General features: G+C 37.6%; 19 protein-coding genes. 17 read left to right on the top strand and 2 right to left on the bottom strand.

Annotated elements, in window-relative coordinates:
* Positions 1-108 precede the first annotated feature (108 nt).
* Entirely contained in the window at positions 109-1,041 is a 933-nt protein-coding gene (locus QE422_RS05455; RefSeq protein ID WP_307455719.1) for a hypothetical protein, read from the top strand.
* A gap of 89 nt (positions 1,042-1,130) precedes the next feature.
* On the opposite strand, the gene QE422_RS05450 is transcribed toward QE422_RS05455, so the two are convergent.
* Positions 1,131-1,349, bottom strand: coding sequence for a helix-turn-helix domain-containing protein (locus QE422_RS05450; protein ID WP_307455717.1), 219 nt, complete (start codon positions 1,347-1,349; stop codon positions 1,131-1,133).
* Entirely contained in the window at positions 1,346-1,555 is a 210-nt protein-coding gene (locus tag QE422_RS05445) for a helix-turn-helix transcriptional regulator (protein WP_294197665.1), read from the bottom strand. The genes QE422_RS05450 and QE422_RS05445 overlap by 4 nt, the downstream gene beginning before the upstream one ends.
* Before the next feature lie 148 nt (positions 1,556-1,703).
* On the opposite strand from QE422_RS05445, the gene QE422_RS05440 reads away from it, so the two are divergent.
* The 16 genes from QE422_RS05440 (at position 1,704) to QE422_RS05365 (ending at position 13,768) form a co-directional block, all read left to right on the top strand.
* Positions 1,704-1,925 (top strand): SymE family type I addiction module toxin, encoded by a 222-nt coding sequence (locus QE422_RS05440; protein WP_307455715.1) that lies wholly within the window; start codon positions 1,704-1,706, stop codon positions 1,923-1,925.
* 509 nt (positions 1,926-2,434) lie between these two features.
* Complete coding sequence (locus QE422_RS05435) at positions 2,435-3,370, top strand: kelch repeat-containing protein (protein ID WP_307455713.1); 936 nt, start codon at positions 2,435-2,437, stop codon at positions 3,368-3,370.
* Between the two features lie 94 nt (positions 3,371-3,464).
* Positions 3,465-3,923: a hypothetical protein gene (locus tag QE422_RS05430; protein ID WP_307455712.1), complete on the top strand. Its 459-nt coding sequence runs from the start codon at positions 3,465-3,467 to the stop codon at positions 3,921-3,923.
* Positions 3,924-4,061: 138 nt separating this feature from the next.
* On the top strand, positions 4,062-4,784 hold the full coding sequence (locus QE422_RS05425; RefSeq protein ID WP_307455711.1) for a hypothetical protein: 723 nt from the start codon (positions 4,062-4,064) through the stop codon (positions 4,782-4,784).
* Between the two features lie 122 nt (positions 4,785-4,906).
* Positions 4,907-5,365, top strand: coding sequence for a hypothetical protein (locus QE422_RS05420; RefSeq protein ID WP_307455709.1), 459 nt, complete (start codon positions 4,907-4,909; stop codon positions 5,363-5,365).
* 30 nt (positions 5,366-5,395) lie between these two features.
* On the top strand, positions 5,396-6,055 hold the full coding sequence (locus QE422_RS05415) for a DUF2461 domain-containing protein (RefSeq protein ID WP_307455707.1): 660 nt from the start codon (positions 5,396-5,398) through the stop codon (positions 6,053-6,055).
* A 44-nt stretch (positions 6,056-6,099) separates the two neighbouring features.
* Positions 6,100-6,762 (top strand): hypothetical protein, encoded by a 663-nt coding sequence (locus QE422_RS05410; protein ID WP_294308279.1) that lies wholly within the window; start codon positions 6,100-6,102, stop codon positions 6,760-6,762.
* Positions 6,763-6,798: 36 nt separating this feature from the next.
* Positions 6,799-7,323 carry a hypothetical protein gene (locus tag QE422_RS05405; protein ID WP_307455705.1) on the top strand — a complete coding sequence of 175 codons (525 nt, stop codon included), beginning with the start codon at positions 6,799-6,801 and terminating at the stop codon, positions 7,321-7,323.
* A 59-nt stretch (positions 7,324-7,382) separates the two neighbouring features.
* Positions 7,383-7,931, top strand: coding sequence for a hypothetical protein (locus QE422_RS05400; RefSeq protein ID WP_307455703.1), 549 nt, complete (start codon positions 7,383-7,385; stop codon positions 7,929-7,931).
* A 315-nt stretch (positions 7,932-8,246) separates the two neighbouring features.
* On the top strand, positions 8,247-8,489 hold the full coding sequence (locus QE422_RS05395; RefSeq protein WP_307455702.1) for a hypothetical protein: 243 nt from the start codon (positions 8,247-8,249) through the stop codon (positions 8,487-8,489).
* Between the two features lie 87 nt (positions 8,490-8,576).
* Positions 8,577-9,221 carry a suppressor of fused domain protein gene (locus QE422_RS05390; protein ID WP_307455700.1) on the top strand — a complete coding sequence of 215 codons (645 nt, stop codon included), beginning with the start codon at positions 8,577-8,579 and terminating at the stop codon, positions 9,219-9,221.
* A gap of 159 nt (positions 9,222-9,380) precedes the next feature.
* The gene (locus QE422_RS05385) at positions 9,381-9,812 is read left to right on the top strand and encodes a hypothetical protein (RefSeq protein WP_307455698.1); all 432 of its coding nucleotides are present in this window, start codon (positions 9,381-9,383) and stop codon (positions 9,810-9,812) included.
* A gap of 214 nt (positions 9,813-10,026) precedes the next feature.
* The gene (locus tag QE422_RS05380; protein WP_307455696.1) at positions 10,027-10,617 is read left to right on the top strand and encodes a hypothetical protein; all 591 of its coding nucleotides are present in this window, start codon (positions 10,027-10,029) and stop codon (positions 10,615-10,617) included.
* A 294-nt stretch (positions 10,618-10,911) separates the two neighbouring features.
* Entirely contained in the window at positions 10,912-11,517 is a 606-nt protein-coding gene (locus tag QE422_RS05375; protein WP_307455695.1) for an SMI1/KNR4 family protein, read from the top strand.
* A 21-nt stretch (positions 11,518-11,538) separates the two neighbouring features.
* Entirely contained in the window at positions 11,539-13,323 is a 1,785-nt protein-coding gene (locus QE422_RS05370; RefSeq protein WP_307455693.1) for a UvrD-helicase domain-containing protein, read from the top strand.
* Positions 13,324-13,411: 88 nt separating this feature from the next.
* A complete protein-coding gene (locus tag QE422_RS05365) occupies positions 13,412-13,768 on the top strand; it encodes a hypothetical protein (RefSeq protein WP_307455691.1) in 357 nt (118 codons plus the stop codon).
* The last annotated feature ends 84 nt before the right edge of the window (positions 13,769-13,852 follow it).

Genomic DNA, 13,852 nt, shown 5'->3' with positions numbered 1-13,852 from the left:
ATTGTTTAATTTATAAGTAACTACATAAAAAGATTTGTAAGGTAGTACGAAAATAGTATATTATTTAATGATTAATAAATATGTAAATTTAGATACGAAATGTAAGTTATGAGAAACAATGTCATAGAAAAGATTAGTTATTTTTATCAAGATAGAATTGATTTCATTTATAAAATCTTAGAGACTTTCGCAAAAATTGAATTTGATTTAGAAATGTCTTCAATCTCACTGACAAAATCTGAAGGTATAATGGAAGATGGAATTTTAAAAATAAATCTTTCAGATTCTAATCACTATAATGTTAAAATTATTTTCAATGAAATTCTTGAAGATTTTTTTTGTTCACTTGATTTGCTAAAAACAGCATATTTTAAACAATCCTTACAAGTAGTTCGAAATATATTGGAATTATGCACAATGCAACTTTATTTTACTCATAACATTGAAGAGACTTCTAACTGGAAATATGGGAAAAGAGGTATAGAAAAAATATTCAAAATGACTGGAAAATTAAAAAATCAGGTCAATTCCGATATGAAAAGTACTTTATTAGAAATAGATAAATTTTACAATCTATTAAATCGATCAACTCATTCACACAAATTAAATTTAAATATTTATTCTATTCATAAATTTGATATTATGGGAACATATGGATTTGAGTATAAAGCATTTCAAAATTCTTATTTAATCATATTGTGTTGTTTAAAAATATTCTTGAAAATTTATGAATCGTATATATTTACATTGGATGAAGGTTTTTTTAAGCAGAATATAAAAAACACACTTGAAGAAATTAAAGAGAAACTACAAATATTTGAAGATGATATAGAAAACTACAAAAAAGGTGATTATGAAAACGGAGAAGGTTATCTTATATATAGAAAACATATGGTAATTAATGGAAAACAATATTTATATTCATTTTCAGCTAGTAATCAAATCATTTGGAATTCTAAAAAGAAAGGATTGAACAAAGATTTTAAAAAAATATACGCAGAAATTGATAAATATTTAATCAGAAAAATAAAATGTAGCTAGCATTACATTGGCATAATGCATTGTGAAACTAATGTAAATACCTCTTGGCATAAGTTTCTAAACTTGTCATTTCACTCTCAAAGCAAAAATCACTTTAAATCCACCAACTCCCCCAAAGAAATTTCCAAAGCATTCGCCAGTTCCAACAAAGTATAAAGCGTAGGATTCACTTTTCCATTTTCAAGCTTTTCAATCGCTTGTCGGTCTTTACTGCACGCACGAGCGAGATCAGATTGGCTCCAGCCCTTCTGTTCACGAAGCATGATAATTCTTTTACCAAATTCTTTTTTTAACTGATCTCTGGTCATGAACCCGTCGATACCAATAATTCCCGGATATCTACTTCCAGAAACTTAGATATTTCGTAAAGTGTTTCAATGGAAGGCTGGACTTCATTGGTACACCAGCGTGAAACGGTGGATTCTGTCTTTCCTAAATGACCGGCGAGATCCTTGCTGGTCTTATTTTTTTCTGCTAAGACAGACTTTATTCTATTTAAATTTATTTTCGACACAGTGCTCGATGATTAACTTCTCCTGCAAATATCGTAAAATTCTAAAGACCTGAAAATCATCTCTAAAACAACAATAATTATAATTTCATGCGGTTTTGTTTGTTTTAAATTATAATTAATTATACTTTTACAATAATAAATTCGCATAATGAAGCAAGAAAAAAAATTTAACCATAAAAAGGATCGTTATTTGAAAGTATATGGAAAATACACCGGCAATTCCAATCCCTGGCGACCTAATATCCTTCCTGAAATCCGTCTATGTGGCAAATGGCTGCAGGAAATCGGCTTTGAGCAAGGCAATACCATCAAAGTGCAGCAGAGAAAAAATAAAATAACCATTACGCTGGATCCGCAGGCAAAAAATTAACCTCTGCATTTGATCAAAGCAAAATGATTTTGTTATGGGCAAAGTCCAAGAGTATTATCGAAAAGCATTTGATCTGTAATCAGATTTTAGGAGAATTTCCTGAGGTTCCCGGTCATTTTAAATTATTTCAAAACTTCTTTAGTCACGAACAACCCTGTTTGTAATCTCCTGCAATTGTATTTAATCGCAAACACACCTGTTTCTAATTTCCTGCAATGGTATGGGAACGCGGCAAAACCTGACGGGTTTTGAAAACCCGTCAGGTTTCTTGAAAGTTAAGCATTTATCTTTCGGTACTCCTCTGTCGGCACGAACTTCCAAGCTCGTGTCCCCATACTTGCACCGACATCTCAACCATCCCTCAACAGAAAGACTATTTGCTTAAAGCACGAGACGCTCGCGCTGGCAAAGGAAGAGCGCTTTTCATTTCACAAAACTCAACATCAGCGATTTACACTCCTTATTTTTTCCCTATCTTTAAAAATCAATTCAACATAACCTCACCGCCATTGAAAAAAACAGTATTTCTCCTTTTCATTTTCGGCTTATTCCTGGCGAATGCGCAAACCCTTAATTTTAAGCATCTTGCGGACATGTCTGTTCGCAGAGGAGGGATAAGCAGTACAATTTCAGGTGATCATATCTATGTGAGTAACGGGTACAGAGACAATGATGGCAGTGCCACTTTTATTGAGAAATACAGCATTAAAGATAACCGCTGGAGCGTCGTCAACGCTAAGTTGCTTCCCAGAAGATTCGGTAATTCGGAGACGGATGGTCATAAAATTTATATTTTTAACGGCTGGGGAAACAGCCATCTTGAAATTCTGGACCTCGAAACAAATAAGATCACAAAGGGAGCTGTTAACCGTGCCTACACGGGAAATGCAGGTTCTGCCATCCATAACGGAAAAATATATGTGTTTGGAGGCAGTGGGCTAAACAATGCTTCAACCACTTTGTTTTCCAACAGATTCCAATACTATGATATTGCTTCCGATACCTGGCATCCCTTACCCGATATGCCGACAGCCCGAGAAGCAAAAGGCAAAATTGTAAATGATAAACTGTATGTCATCGGTGGTTTCAACGGTACGCCTTCCCGGCTGGTCAATGTTTACGATCTCAACAAAAATCTCTGGACTGAGCAATATAAAATGCCTTTGGCAATATCCGGTCATTCATTGGCGGTATCCGGTCATAAGATCTTTATTGCAGGAGGGAGCAATAATCAGACGTTTTTAGCCTATTTCGATACGGAAACCAATACACTGCACCAATTATCCTCCAATATGATTCCCAGAAGACATACCGCTGCAGAAATCTATAACGATAAACTCTACATCATCGGCGGAAGTACGACATCTTCCACCAAATCGGCCCTTAAAAGCCTTCAGGCTGCGGATATCAGCGAGGGAGCACTTTCTGCTGAAAGTACCCGTTAATGGCTTCTGCCGGCACGAGTTTCCAGGCTTGTGCTCATTTTGAAATTTGCAGATCTCTTTAAATTTTAACCTGAACCTCAACCCCGATTAATACATGAACTGTAACCAAAAGAAATTTGAAGAAATCAAAAAGGTCCTCATTGAAAAATTAGGAGATGAAGTTGAGTATTCAAAAGACGAAGACGGAACCGAATATCTGGCTGTTAAAAATTCAGATTTCTGGCTTTCAACAACTTTTGGAGAATGGGTGGTGGGTTACGGTTTATATCATACGCATTTCAGCGAAGAATTCGAAAATGTAGACGACGGAATCATTCAGGCTTTCGATTTATTAACCAACAGGATCAAAACAACTAAATACATTAAAGGAAACACGGTATTTAAGACAACGGTAGAAATTGAATATCCCGATGCTACGCTTGTCAACATCGGAAGTTCAGGCCTGATCTTTTTCCCCTTCTGGAAAAAAACAAAGCTTGAGGTAAAGTATGATGAAAAAATTTTAGAGAAAAAAGAAATTGTCGATCAGGTGAATGTAATTCTGGAAGCCTGAACTGATTAATATTGTAAAAATGAAGTTAACCGGGCTAACAATTTCCTGCAGTCTCCAATTTTTTTTAAGATATTAATACATTTAATCATAATTTTAAAGTTCCATATGCCCATAATTAGATATTCAGGACAAAAGAGTATGGCACTCGAAGAATTCTACCGTGAATTAATGAATAGCGAGTCAACTGGCATTGAAAATGAAACAGGAAAATCAATGCTCGAATTTATTTCAATGGTAAACCAAACTTTTACAAAAACCACATTATATGGAGTGACTTCTCATTATTCACTTGTCATTCAGGCGACAGATAATTGGGAAGATGATTGGTTAGTGACAGTCAATAGTATAGGAGACAAAAGATTCCAGTTCGAATACCGGATGCCCGAAGAACAGAGTCCTTGGAACTATGCAGTCGTTAAAGGAGAAGCTAACACAATGGACGAAGCAAAAGATTTCCTCATTATTGCCATGACTGAGAGTAAAGGCTGGGTAAACAATAAAGAATTAAAAAAACTTTATGACCAATTAAAAGGTAGAAAACCGGAAGGCAAAAAATTTACCTTGTGGTTGGAATTTGAAGAAGTTGAACCGGCAAACTGGGACAAAGAAAATGACTTTTGCAATATTCATGTTGATATGGAAGACGGGCGACATTATGGCCTAAATGTCTGGACTTATACGTTTTTAGAAACGGCCATTGAAGAAGACAAGAAAACGGGCAAAAACTTAGATGCACTTTACCAAAAGCCGCCGGATTTATTTGTGAAAGAAATCACAAGAGAATGTATTGAAAAGGCTATTGCAGATTTACTAAAGATTGGCGATTTAGAAAAGGTTTTGAACCCAAGTATTTATAATTGAATAATTTCAAGATAAATTGTGCTGGTTTTAAATATTTTTCTTCAGTATATCTAAGATTTGCAATTGGTAAACTACTCATTGCATAACTGATTAATATTTTAAAAAATTAAATGAACCATCGGATGATTAAACTATACCCTTTAGCAGCTGCACTCCTTTTATTTTTCCTCGGCTGCACAAAAAAAGACAACATGGAATACAATGTGGGCCAAGAATGGAAGTATAAAACCAGACCGGGGGAAGAAAACTCAATCCTGAAAATTTTAAAGATTGAAGAATATCCGGCTAATGGAAAAGTAATTCATATTTCAATTAACGGATTAAAGGTGAAAGATCCTCAGCATCCAAAAGGGACTGCCGATAAAATAAGCCATCTTCCGATAACTGAAGAAGCATTGGATCAAAGTGTCATCAGCATTAAAAATGATACCCGACAAATGCCCGACTCTATTGAAACAGATGAATATTCTTACTGGAAAAAAGAATTTGATAAAGGAAATGCCGGCGTCTTTTCCATCCCCGTTTCCGAGATTGTAAACGTAATGGAAAAATTCATTGTTTCAGGAGACTACACCAAGTAAATTACCTTATTTTTGTTAAAAATCGTCAAGATGAAAAAAGCCTTTAAATTCCTTAAGCAGCTCGAGAAAAACAACACCCGCGAATGGTTTGCCGCACACAAAGCAGAATACGAGGCTATAGTAAAAGAAAACAAGGCTCTTTTTAACCAGATCTACGCTGAACTTCAGCAGCATGACTGTGTGAATGGCATCCATATATACCGGATTTACAGGGATGTCCGGTTTTCAAAAGACCAGACGCCGTACAAAACCCATTTCGGAGCCGGATATTCCCGCCTGAAACCGATGTTGAGAGGAGGCTATTACATTCATCTTGAACCCGGCAACAGTTTTGTGGGCGGCGGATTCTGGGGACCGGATGCCAAAGATCTGCTCCGCATCCGTAAAGAATTTGAAATCAGCAACGCGGAAATTGAAAAGATCACTTCAGACGATACCTTCATCAACTATTTTCAAGAAATAAAAGGCGACGCCGTGAAAACCGCACCGAGAGGTTTTGATAAAAACCATCCCGCCATTAATCTCATCCGGAAAAAGCAGTACGTGGTCATGCGGCCATTTACCGACCAGGAAGTTCTATCAGGTGATTTTGCGAAAGAAGCAGTCCTCACCTTTCTTGCCATGCGCCCTTTCTTCAATTACATGAGCGAAGTGCTGACGACAGATTTGAACGGAGCGTCTTTGATTTGAATGTAAAGGATAATTTAAAAATAGTAGCCTCTTATAAAATAACCATGAACATAAAGTTTCTTATCTTATCATTTCTGATTTCAGTAAAATCATTCGGATGCAAATGCGAGAACATGAGCATTCAGGAATCGTTTAAATATGCAGATTTTGTGTTTACAGGAAAAGTGTATGACATTGTTGAGATCCCTTCAGGATTCAAAACCTTAAATAATTACCTCAGCAAAATACAGATCAATACAATTTACAAGTCAGAAACTTACGGAGAATTTTACAAAAAAGAGGCCGTCCTCTTTTCATCCCGGCTCAGGTCATGCGATCTGTCTTATGAAAAAAATACCGAATATCTGATTTTCGGCTATATCGAACCCGATACCGGCTTGCTCTACTCCGAATTCTGCACCTATACCAGACCTCTGAAAAACGTCACGAAAGACGAGCTGAAAATCTTACAGGAGTTGGAGAAAGAATACCTGAATCAGGATGAATATGCAGTTGTAAAGCCTTTCACAGAAGACTTTGAACTGGAAACAAATAAGCCGGATATTTATATTAAAAAACTAAAAAGAAAAACCGATCTGGCCGAGTCCAGATACGAAGCACTGAAGGCTGAGCATAGAAACCTAACGATTCTTCTATGTATTATTCTCGGAATTTTAGTGTTGGGAATTTCTTTGATGTTTGGGAAAAGAAAAGATGCATCCAGGTAGCTTTAACCAAAATCACCTAAATGTAATTGAAATAAAATGGAAAGATTTTCAAACCGTATCGAAGCTGTGATTCATGAAGCTGAAATTGAAATAGGAAACTTTGATTTAAAAGACGGAGAAATAATCATTGCTTATTTATCCGAATTACCTTCAATCAGCGGGTTTCCGTATAAAATTATTTTAGTTCAAAATTCTGACGGAACAATCTGTTCAAGGTTCAGGCAATGGGATACGGCGTACAATGTCAAACAATGGACTTCCGGAATTTACAACCTTGACAGACTCAGGATCATCACTGTAGAAAAAACCTTTTCTGAAGCAGATACAACAATTTTAAAAGAAGAAATGTTAAAATTAGAAAATATCAGATTGCCTGAAAGCATACAAAATGAAAAATCAATTATTCTGGATGGTTCTGAATGGAAATTTGGAATCATCCTGGCAGATAAAAATATTGAATATGCCTGGAGGGCCGCAACGGAAGAAATCGATCTATTTATACCGATCATTGAGCTTATGAGAAAGAAGTATTCGGATAAAGTCAAGTATAATGTTACTTAAAAAAATCTATCTTATAACTTTGCAGCAAAAAGTAAACTAATCAACCATTCAGATCATCAATGGAAAAAAATTTCAGAGCTTACGAGGAAACGATTGCCAAAAAGCACAGCATCAGCTTTTCTCCAAAATATAAGGAAGAATTTAAGACTCCGGTTAATGAGGTCATCTTTATTGCAGTTGCAGAAAAGGCAATTGAAAAACTTGGTTGGGACCTCGTTTATAAAGACGATTTCAATATCGAAGCAAAACGCAAGGGAGCCGGCTGGATGAATGAACGTTGGACGGAAATCATTACCGCAACATACAAAGAAGAAAACATTGCTGTAAAAAGCGAATCTTTGGGCAACGAAATCTGGGATGCCGGCAAAAACTCTAAAAGAGTAAAGCTGTTCATCTACGCTTATCAGGAAACCCTAAAAACATTCGATCAGGAAGCACTGCAGGAATTAGAAAAAGAAGCGGAGAGAAAAAACAACTGGGACGACTATATCATTCCGGATACCCTGCCAAAACCGATACAGACAAAAACTCCCAATCTTACAATTCCCTTAATCGGCGGTTTACTCGCTTCACTGATTCTAGGATTTACCGTAGCATTCCTTTCATAAAAGGACTGTATTTGATTATCTTGTTTGAATTTCTTGTAGCAACAGCCCTTGTTTTTGTCATGAAATATTTCATCAAACTTTCAAATTATACCGATTTTAGAAAACTTAAATATTTGCTAGCGGTTATGATCCTATTGATTTATGCCTCAAATCAGTATTTTCAGTATGAAATAATCCTTCACGAAAATAATCTGGAGAGAATCGGATTCCTAAACTTTTTAAAAATCCGGTTTTCCCAGGGCTTTACGGTAAATAAGATCAATCTGGGCTGGATCGGCTGGATCATCAGCTGGATTATTCAGTTGGATTATTCAGTTGGGACTAACCGGCCTTTTCACTTATCTGAAAATAGTAACGGTTCTTACCAAATATGTCCTTGAAAGAATACCTGCCGAAGTCGTGGATTTTGCCTGTTACCATGCTGTTAAAAATAAATCGGAAGAGGAAATAAGAAAAGAACTTGCCGGAAAAGGATGGTCCAATAAAAAAGATCAGGATGAGGTTTTCGAAGCAATCGGAGGACTCTACAGTGCCACCGAAATCAATAGAATGAAGTAAAACATACGATCGGTGAAGATTAATCTTTAGTATAGCCCGATAACTATTCCCTATTTTTCCGTACCTTAATTCCTCAAAAATCCACCAATGAACACAGAAGAATACAGAAAACAATTTACGGAAGACGATGCGGTCGGATGGGAATACATTAATAAAGAACTTGAAAAAATTTATCCCGGACAGGAACCGCTACATTTTGCACCACCACTCCATTACGTGGCAGGAGGCAATGACCCGCTGGACGGCATCAGCGTTTACCGTAGTGAGAAACAGGAAAAGCACTTTCATTTTGTAACGTATGGATTTTCGGAACTGTACTACAATGAAAAAAGTGTAGGCGGGGAATTCAGCAAATTCGGATTTGAACTCACTTTCAGACTGAAGATGGAACAGGAAGACGACAACATCCATTGGGTGTGCAACCTCCTTCAGAATTTAGCGCGGTACGTTTTCCAGTCCGGGAAGTGGTTTGAAGAATATCATCTGATTCCCGCCAACGGCCCGATCCGGAGCGGATACGATACCGATATGACCGCACTTGCTTTTGCACTCGATCCCGAACTCGGAAAAATAAACACGCCACACGGAGAAGTTTCCTTTTTGCAGATTGTAGGTCTCACCACCGACGAATTCAAACAATTGGAACAGAATCCGGGCCCTTCCGAAACCGAAAAAATGCTTGAAACGCTGAAATATAATAATGGGCTTTTGATTACAGATTTGCAGAGATAATATTTTACCTTTCATAATTAGTCACCTTCTAACAAAATCTGCGAGCTTATTTTGATAGCTTACTAATTTTTGAAAAACAAATTTTTATTATACTCCAATCCTACCAGCCAGAATGTTCAGCAAGGCTTTAATTACTGGAACACACTTTAATATTTTAAAATGAAAAAAATAATTTCATCCGTATTTGCCCTATTTATAATTGCGAGCTGTGGTAGGGAAATTGTAGATTCTCAAATGATTGATAGATTTAACTATGTAAATAACAGCAATGTTGATATAAATATATTATCCTATCATCATGGAAAAAAAATAAAGTATGACATTTTTAAAGACAAAACCTATAGTCAGCAGTTAGATAATAATTTCGGATCTATTGATGATATTATTTTTTATGCAGATAGTGTTAAGATCGTATACGGAAATTCAAAATATAAAACTTGGAAATCAACAGACGAAAATACAAGAAATATTATCCTGCGATCTAATAACTATACCAAAATAGCTGAAAAAGAGAATTACAATGAATATCAGTTTGTTTTCACTATGCAGGATGCCAGTCTTACACAGCCTTGTAATGGCAATTGTAATTAGTTTCAAACTAAAGCTTCTGTAACTAAAGCGCTAATGGAGTTACCTTAGTGCTTTTTGTTTTTAGACTATCTATTTTTTGCTTTACAAATATGAAGCTAAAATAAGAAGATGTTTATTGTTGTTAGATAGGTGTAAAGGATGTTGCATCATGCCAAAATAAATTTTTATCTTAGTTGCTAAGTTTAATTTCCTAAACAGAACAAAACCATCACTTATGAAGAATTTAGAGGAGAAAATGGATGAGGCATTTCAGGAAAACATTCTCTTTCCGAGGGAGCAGACCGTCATCGATTTCTTGGTATCCGTTTTAAATAATCCTGAAAAATTCAGGGGAGATGGCCGGAAGATTGAAGTGATCGGCCTGTATTATTACGCCGCCAGCCCTTTAAGCTTCCTTTTTGCCATGCCCAACTACGCGTATTATGCCCCTGACAAAACCGTACATATCGCAGAACTCCATTTAAAAGAGCATGGATTTGAGGATTACAATTACATAGACCTTCAGGAGCTTTGCAAAAACGTGTTGGATGCACATGATTTCTCCTATGACTCCCGCATGAATAGAAACAGTCTTCCCGACCTTTCCAGCTACTGGGAAAACCAGTCTGGACTGGAACATGAATTCCTGAGGCAGTGCTGGAAAAAGGCAAAGGAACAAACCCGCTCAAAAATCCTCGGATTTCTGGAAGCTTCCGACTCAAGCAGTCTGGTCTATGATCTGGACAACGGCTACGATCTCCCTTTCGAGGTAGACCTGGATGAGTATCTGCAGGCTCAGGGCTTCCGTTTTGAGAAGGAAAATTAATCATTTGGACTAGTTGGAAAAGCCTTTTGCAATTAGAAATAGCAGTTATTAACCGTAAAGATTTATTTACTTCAAGATAGCAAAGGCAATAAATTGCTGCGCAAAGCTAAACCGCCAGCTTCATCAATCAGTCCTGCCGATTCACTCTTTGCCACTTAAAATAGGCAGGTTAAAAAAAACCTTAGGTTAAAGAAAAATCACGCTGATTTGGAAGATGACGCAGATATTTTACCTAAAGTTTAAACTCGTTACATCATAAAAAACAACGGAATTCCGTACATTTAAAATAAAAAAATGAATCCTACCGCAGAACAGTATATTGCCGGACTGAAAAAAGCGTATGACGAAAATCAGGGGAAAGAAAGCTGGGACCACTTTGAAAAAATAAAGCATGGTCTTGCCGAAGAAAACACTCAGAAGCTGAAAACACTTTATCCGGAAATTCCTGAAGCGCTGATTGATCTTCTGAAATACGTAGATGGTACCTACTGGCGGGAATATGAGGGAGAGAAAATAGCATTCTACTTTCTCGGCTCCGATATGGAAGAGTATCCTTATTATCTGCTGTCTTCCGGTGAAATTATTGAAAACCATGATCTGGCATTCAGATATTACGCCGATTATATTGAAGGAAAATATGAAGGAGTAGATATCGACGAAAAAATTACGGTTACTGCCAAGAACCTGAATTGGCTCCATTTTTCGGACTGCATGAACAATGGCGGCACTTCGCAGCTGTTTATCGATTTCAGCCCGTCGGAAAATGGAAAGAGAGGACAGATCGTAATGTTTGTTCACGATCCCGATGAATTTACGGTCATCGCCGATAGCTTTGAAGACTACTTGAAGATGCTAATGGCTAACGGATACGATTTTATCAACGAAGAATTTATGGAGTAAACAATAAAAAACACAAAACCGATGAAATTAACACAGGAACAGCAGGACATTATCAACTCGTCCGGCAACATTAAAATCAACGCCGTAGCCGGATCGGGAAAAACCACCACCGTTATCGAATACGCAGCGACACGTTCCGCCGAAAGCAAAATCCTCTATCTCGTGTTCAATAAAGCGGTGCGGATGGAAGCGGCTAAAAAATTTGCCGATAAAGGACTTCATAATGTAAGAGTGGAAACCGCTCATTCGCTAGCGTTCCGGTATATTGTTTTCGGGCACAATTACAAAGTACGCGCACAGGGCTACAAAACCCATGAGATCGCCGCGTTACTCAACCTGCAGGGCAACGGTGAGAAACATGCCGAATATATTGTGGCCAATCATATCAACAAGTGCATCGCCTATTTCTGCAACAGCGATAAACGAAAAGTCCGGGACCTGAATTACCTCGACACGGTTACCGATCCGAAAGCCAAGTCATTCGTTTCAATGTTTTACGATTATATCATCGCCCAGACCAGGCTGCTGCTGAGTAAAATGGACAAAGGCGAAATTGAGGTAACCCATGATTTTTATCTGAAGAAATTCCAGCTGCTGAACCCGGAGCTTGGCTACGACTATATTCTCTTTGATGAAGGACAGGATGCTTCCCCGGCGATGCTCGATCTCTTCTTTAAGCAGAAAGCGGTAAAAGTAATCGTCGGAGATACCCATCAGCAGATCTACAGCTGGAGGTATGCCGTAAATTCCCTGGAGAAAGCAGACTTTACCACCCATCATCTTTCCACCAGCTTCCGGTTCGGACAGGATATTGCCGGGCTGGCTTCGGAGGTCCTGGAACTGAAAAGTCATCTTGATGAAAACTTTAAAGCCTCAGTTTCCATAACCGGAGCAGGCCTCAGCAAAGAAATAAAAACAAGAGCAACCCTGGCGAGAACCAATCTCGGGCTGCTGCTCAAAGCCATCGAATACGTAACGGAAAACAAAAGATCCAGACAGATTTATTTTGAAGGGAATATCAGTTCCTATACCTACGCCGATGACGGTGCATCGCTTTATGATGTATTGAATCTGTACAGCAACAAACGCCATCTCATCAAGGATGAATTGATCCGTTCCATGAAAGACTTAGCCGAGCTGGAAGATTACATTGAAAAAACAGAAGATGTGCAGCTTTCCCTTATGGTAGAGATCATTAAAGAATATGAAAGCGAAGTTCCGGAAATCATCAACACCATCAAGAAAAGGCATGTCGGTAACAACAGCAAAGAGGAAGCAGACATGATTTTCTCTACCGTTCACCGCTGCAAAGGCATGGAATACGACTCCGTTGAATTGGTAAATGATTTTATCTCCGAAAAAAGACTGGATAAACTTAAGGAAGACCGCCAGAATTTTGAACTGAACATTCCGAAGCTCAACGAAGAGATCAATCTGTTGTACGTTGCGGTAACAAGGACCAAAACCGATCTTTTTATTCCTGAAACTTTGCTGCCGGATACTTTTAATTCGGAATCAAAACATATTCATGTTGTAAAAGTGAAAAATGAAGATGACGCGCTACCGAAGAAAACTTCTTCTCCCGGTACCAAAACCAGCAATAAAACAGAGAAAACTTATTCCGTAGAGCAGATCCGTACGACCCACAAAGGAGCCTACAAGCCGTGGACCCAGGACGAGGACGAAGAACTGGCCGGAATGTTCGGCGACGGCTGCCCGATTAAAGAAATCGCCGATCATTTGGGAAGAACCAGAGGAGCCATTGTTGCCCGGATTAAAAAACTGGAACTCGAAAACTTTTATTAAATTAAACTTAAAGTAACCACTTAAAGGGTTGAAGAGAAAGCTGGATGCCGGAAGTTCTTTCTTTCAATATAACACCAAATATTCCGCAATGAAAAACATCAAATCAATTATCCTCGATAAATACAATACTCCGGTTTACGAATCCTTAGACCATCATATTTACAGAAATACAGAAGAAAATATCTCTGTCACTGCCCTCAGCTTTGAGCTGGAAGCGGACGAAGATTCACAGTATCCTTTGGAAGATCTGCTGGATCAGTTCAACCTGTATATTTCAGGTTTTATACATCCTGACGTAATCGAATCACAACATCTTAGCCTAGAATTTACTGGCAATCCGGAAGATCTTCGTGATTTTTTGAAATCCGTTATTGGTAAACGGGTGTACAATAAAGAGGTCGAAGGAGAAGACGGTAAAATTTATGTTAAATTAATTATTGAATAGAATCAATTCATCTAAACGATAAATCTAGTTGAAGAATTATCGTAAAAAACGCTGAATCCTAAGGATTTGACCGATGCTGTTTTC

Source organism: Chryseobacterium sp. SORGH_AS_0447, from assembly GCF_030818695.1.
Classification (GTDB): Bacteria; Bacteroidota; Bacteroidia; order Flavobacteriales; family Weeksellaceae; genus Chryseobacterium.
This window is presented reverse-complemented; position numbering and strand designations above follow the sequence as displayed.

Coding starts and splice junctions, on each gene's coding strand:
- QE422_RS05380 (WP_307455696.1), top strand. CDS start 10,027: ATGAAGAATTTAGAGGAGAAAATGGATGAGGCATTTCAGGAAAACATT.
- QE422_RS05410 (WP_294308279.1), top strand. CDS start 6,100: ATGAACATAAAGTTTCTTATCTTATCATTTCTGATTTCAGTAAAATCA.
- QE422_RS05390 (WP_307455700.1), top strand. CDS start 8,577: ATGAACACAGAAGAATACAGAAAACAATTTACGGAAGACGATGCGGTC.
- QE422_RS05425 (WP_307455711.1), top strand. CDS start 4,062: ATGGCACTCGAAGAATTCTACCGTGAATTAATGAATAGCGAGTCAACT.
- QE422_RS05415 (WP_307455707.1), top strand. CDS start 5,396: ATGAAAAAAGCCTTTAAATTCCTTAAGCAGCTCGAGAAAAACAACACC.
- QE422_RS05385 (WP_307455698.1), top strand. CDS start 9,381: ATGAAAAAAATAATTTCATCCGTATTTGCCCTATTTATAATTGCGAGC.
- QE422_RS05455 (WP_307455719.1), top strand. CDS start 109: ATGAGAAACAATGTCATAGAAAAGATTAGTTATTTTTATCAAGATAGA.
- QE422_RS05405 (WP_307455705.1), top strand. CDS start 6,799: ATGGAAAGATTTTCAAACCGTATCGAAGCTGTGATTCATGAAGCTGAA.
- QE422_RS05365 (WP_307455691.1), top strand. CDS start 13,412: ATGAAAAACATCAAATCAATTATCCTCGATAAATACAATACTCCGGTT.
- QE422_RS05450 (WP_307455717.1), bottom strand. CDS start 1,349: ATGACCAGAGATCAGTTAAAAAAAGAATTTGGTAAAAGAATTATCATG.
- QE422_RS05400 (WP_307455703.1), top strand. CDS start 7,383: ATGGAAAAAAATTTCAGAGCTTACGAGGAAACGATTGCCAAAAAGCAC.
- QE422_RS05430 (WP_307455712.1), top strand. CDS start 3,465: ATGAACTGTAACCAAAAGAAATTTGAAGAAATCAAAAAGGTCCTCATT.
- QE422_RS05370 (WP_307455693.1), top strand. CDS start 11,539: ATGAAATTAACACAGGAACAGCAGGACATTATCAACTCGTCCGGCAAC.
- QE422_RS05440 (WP_307455715.1), top strand. CDS start 1,704: ATGAAGCAAGAAAAAAAATTTAACCATAAAAAGGATCGTTATTTGAAA.
- QE422_RS05420 (WP_307455709.1), top strand. CDS start 4,907: ATGATTAAACTATACCCTTTAGCAGCTGCACTCCTTTTATTTTTCCTC.
- QE422_RS05375 (WP_307455695.1), top strand. CDS start 10,912: ATGAATCCTACCGCAGAACAGTATATTGCCGGACTGAAAAAAGCGTAT.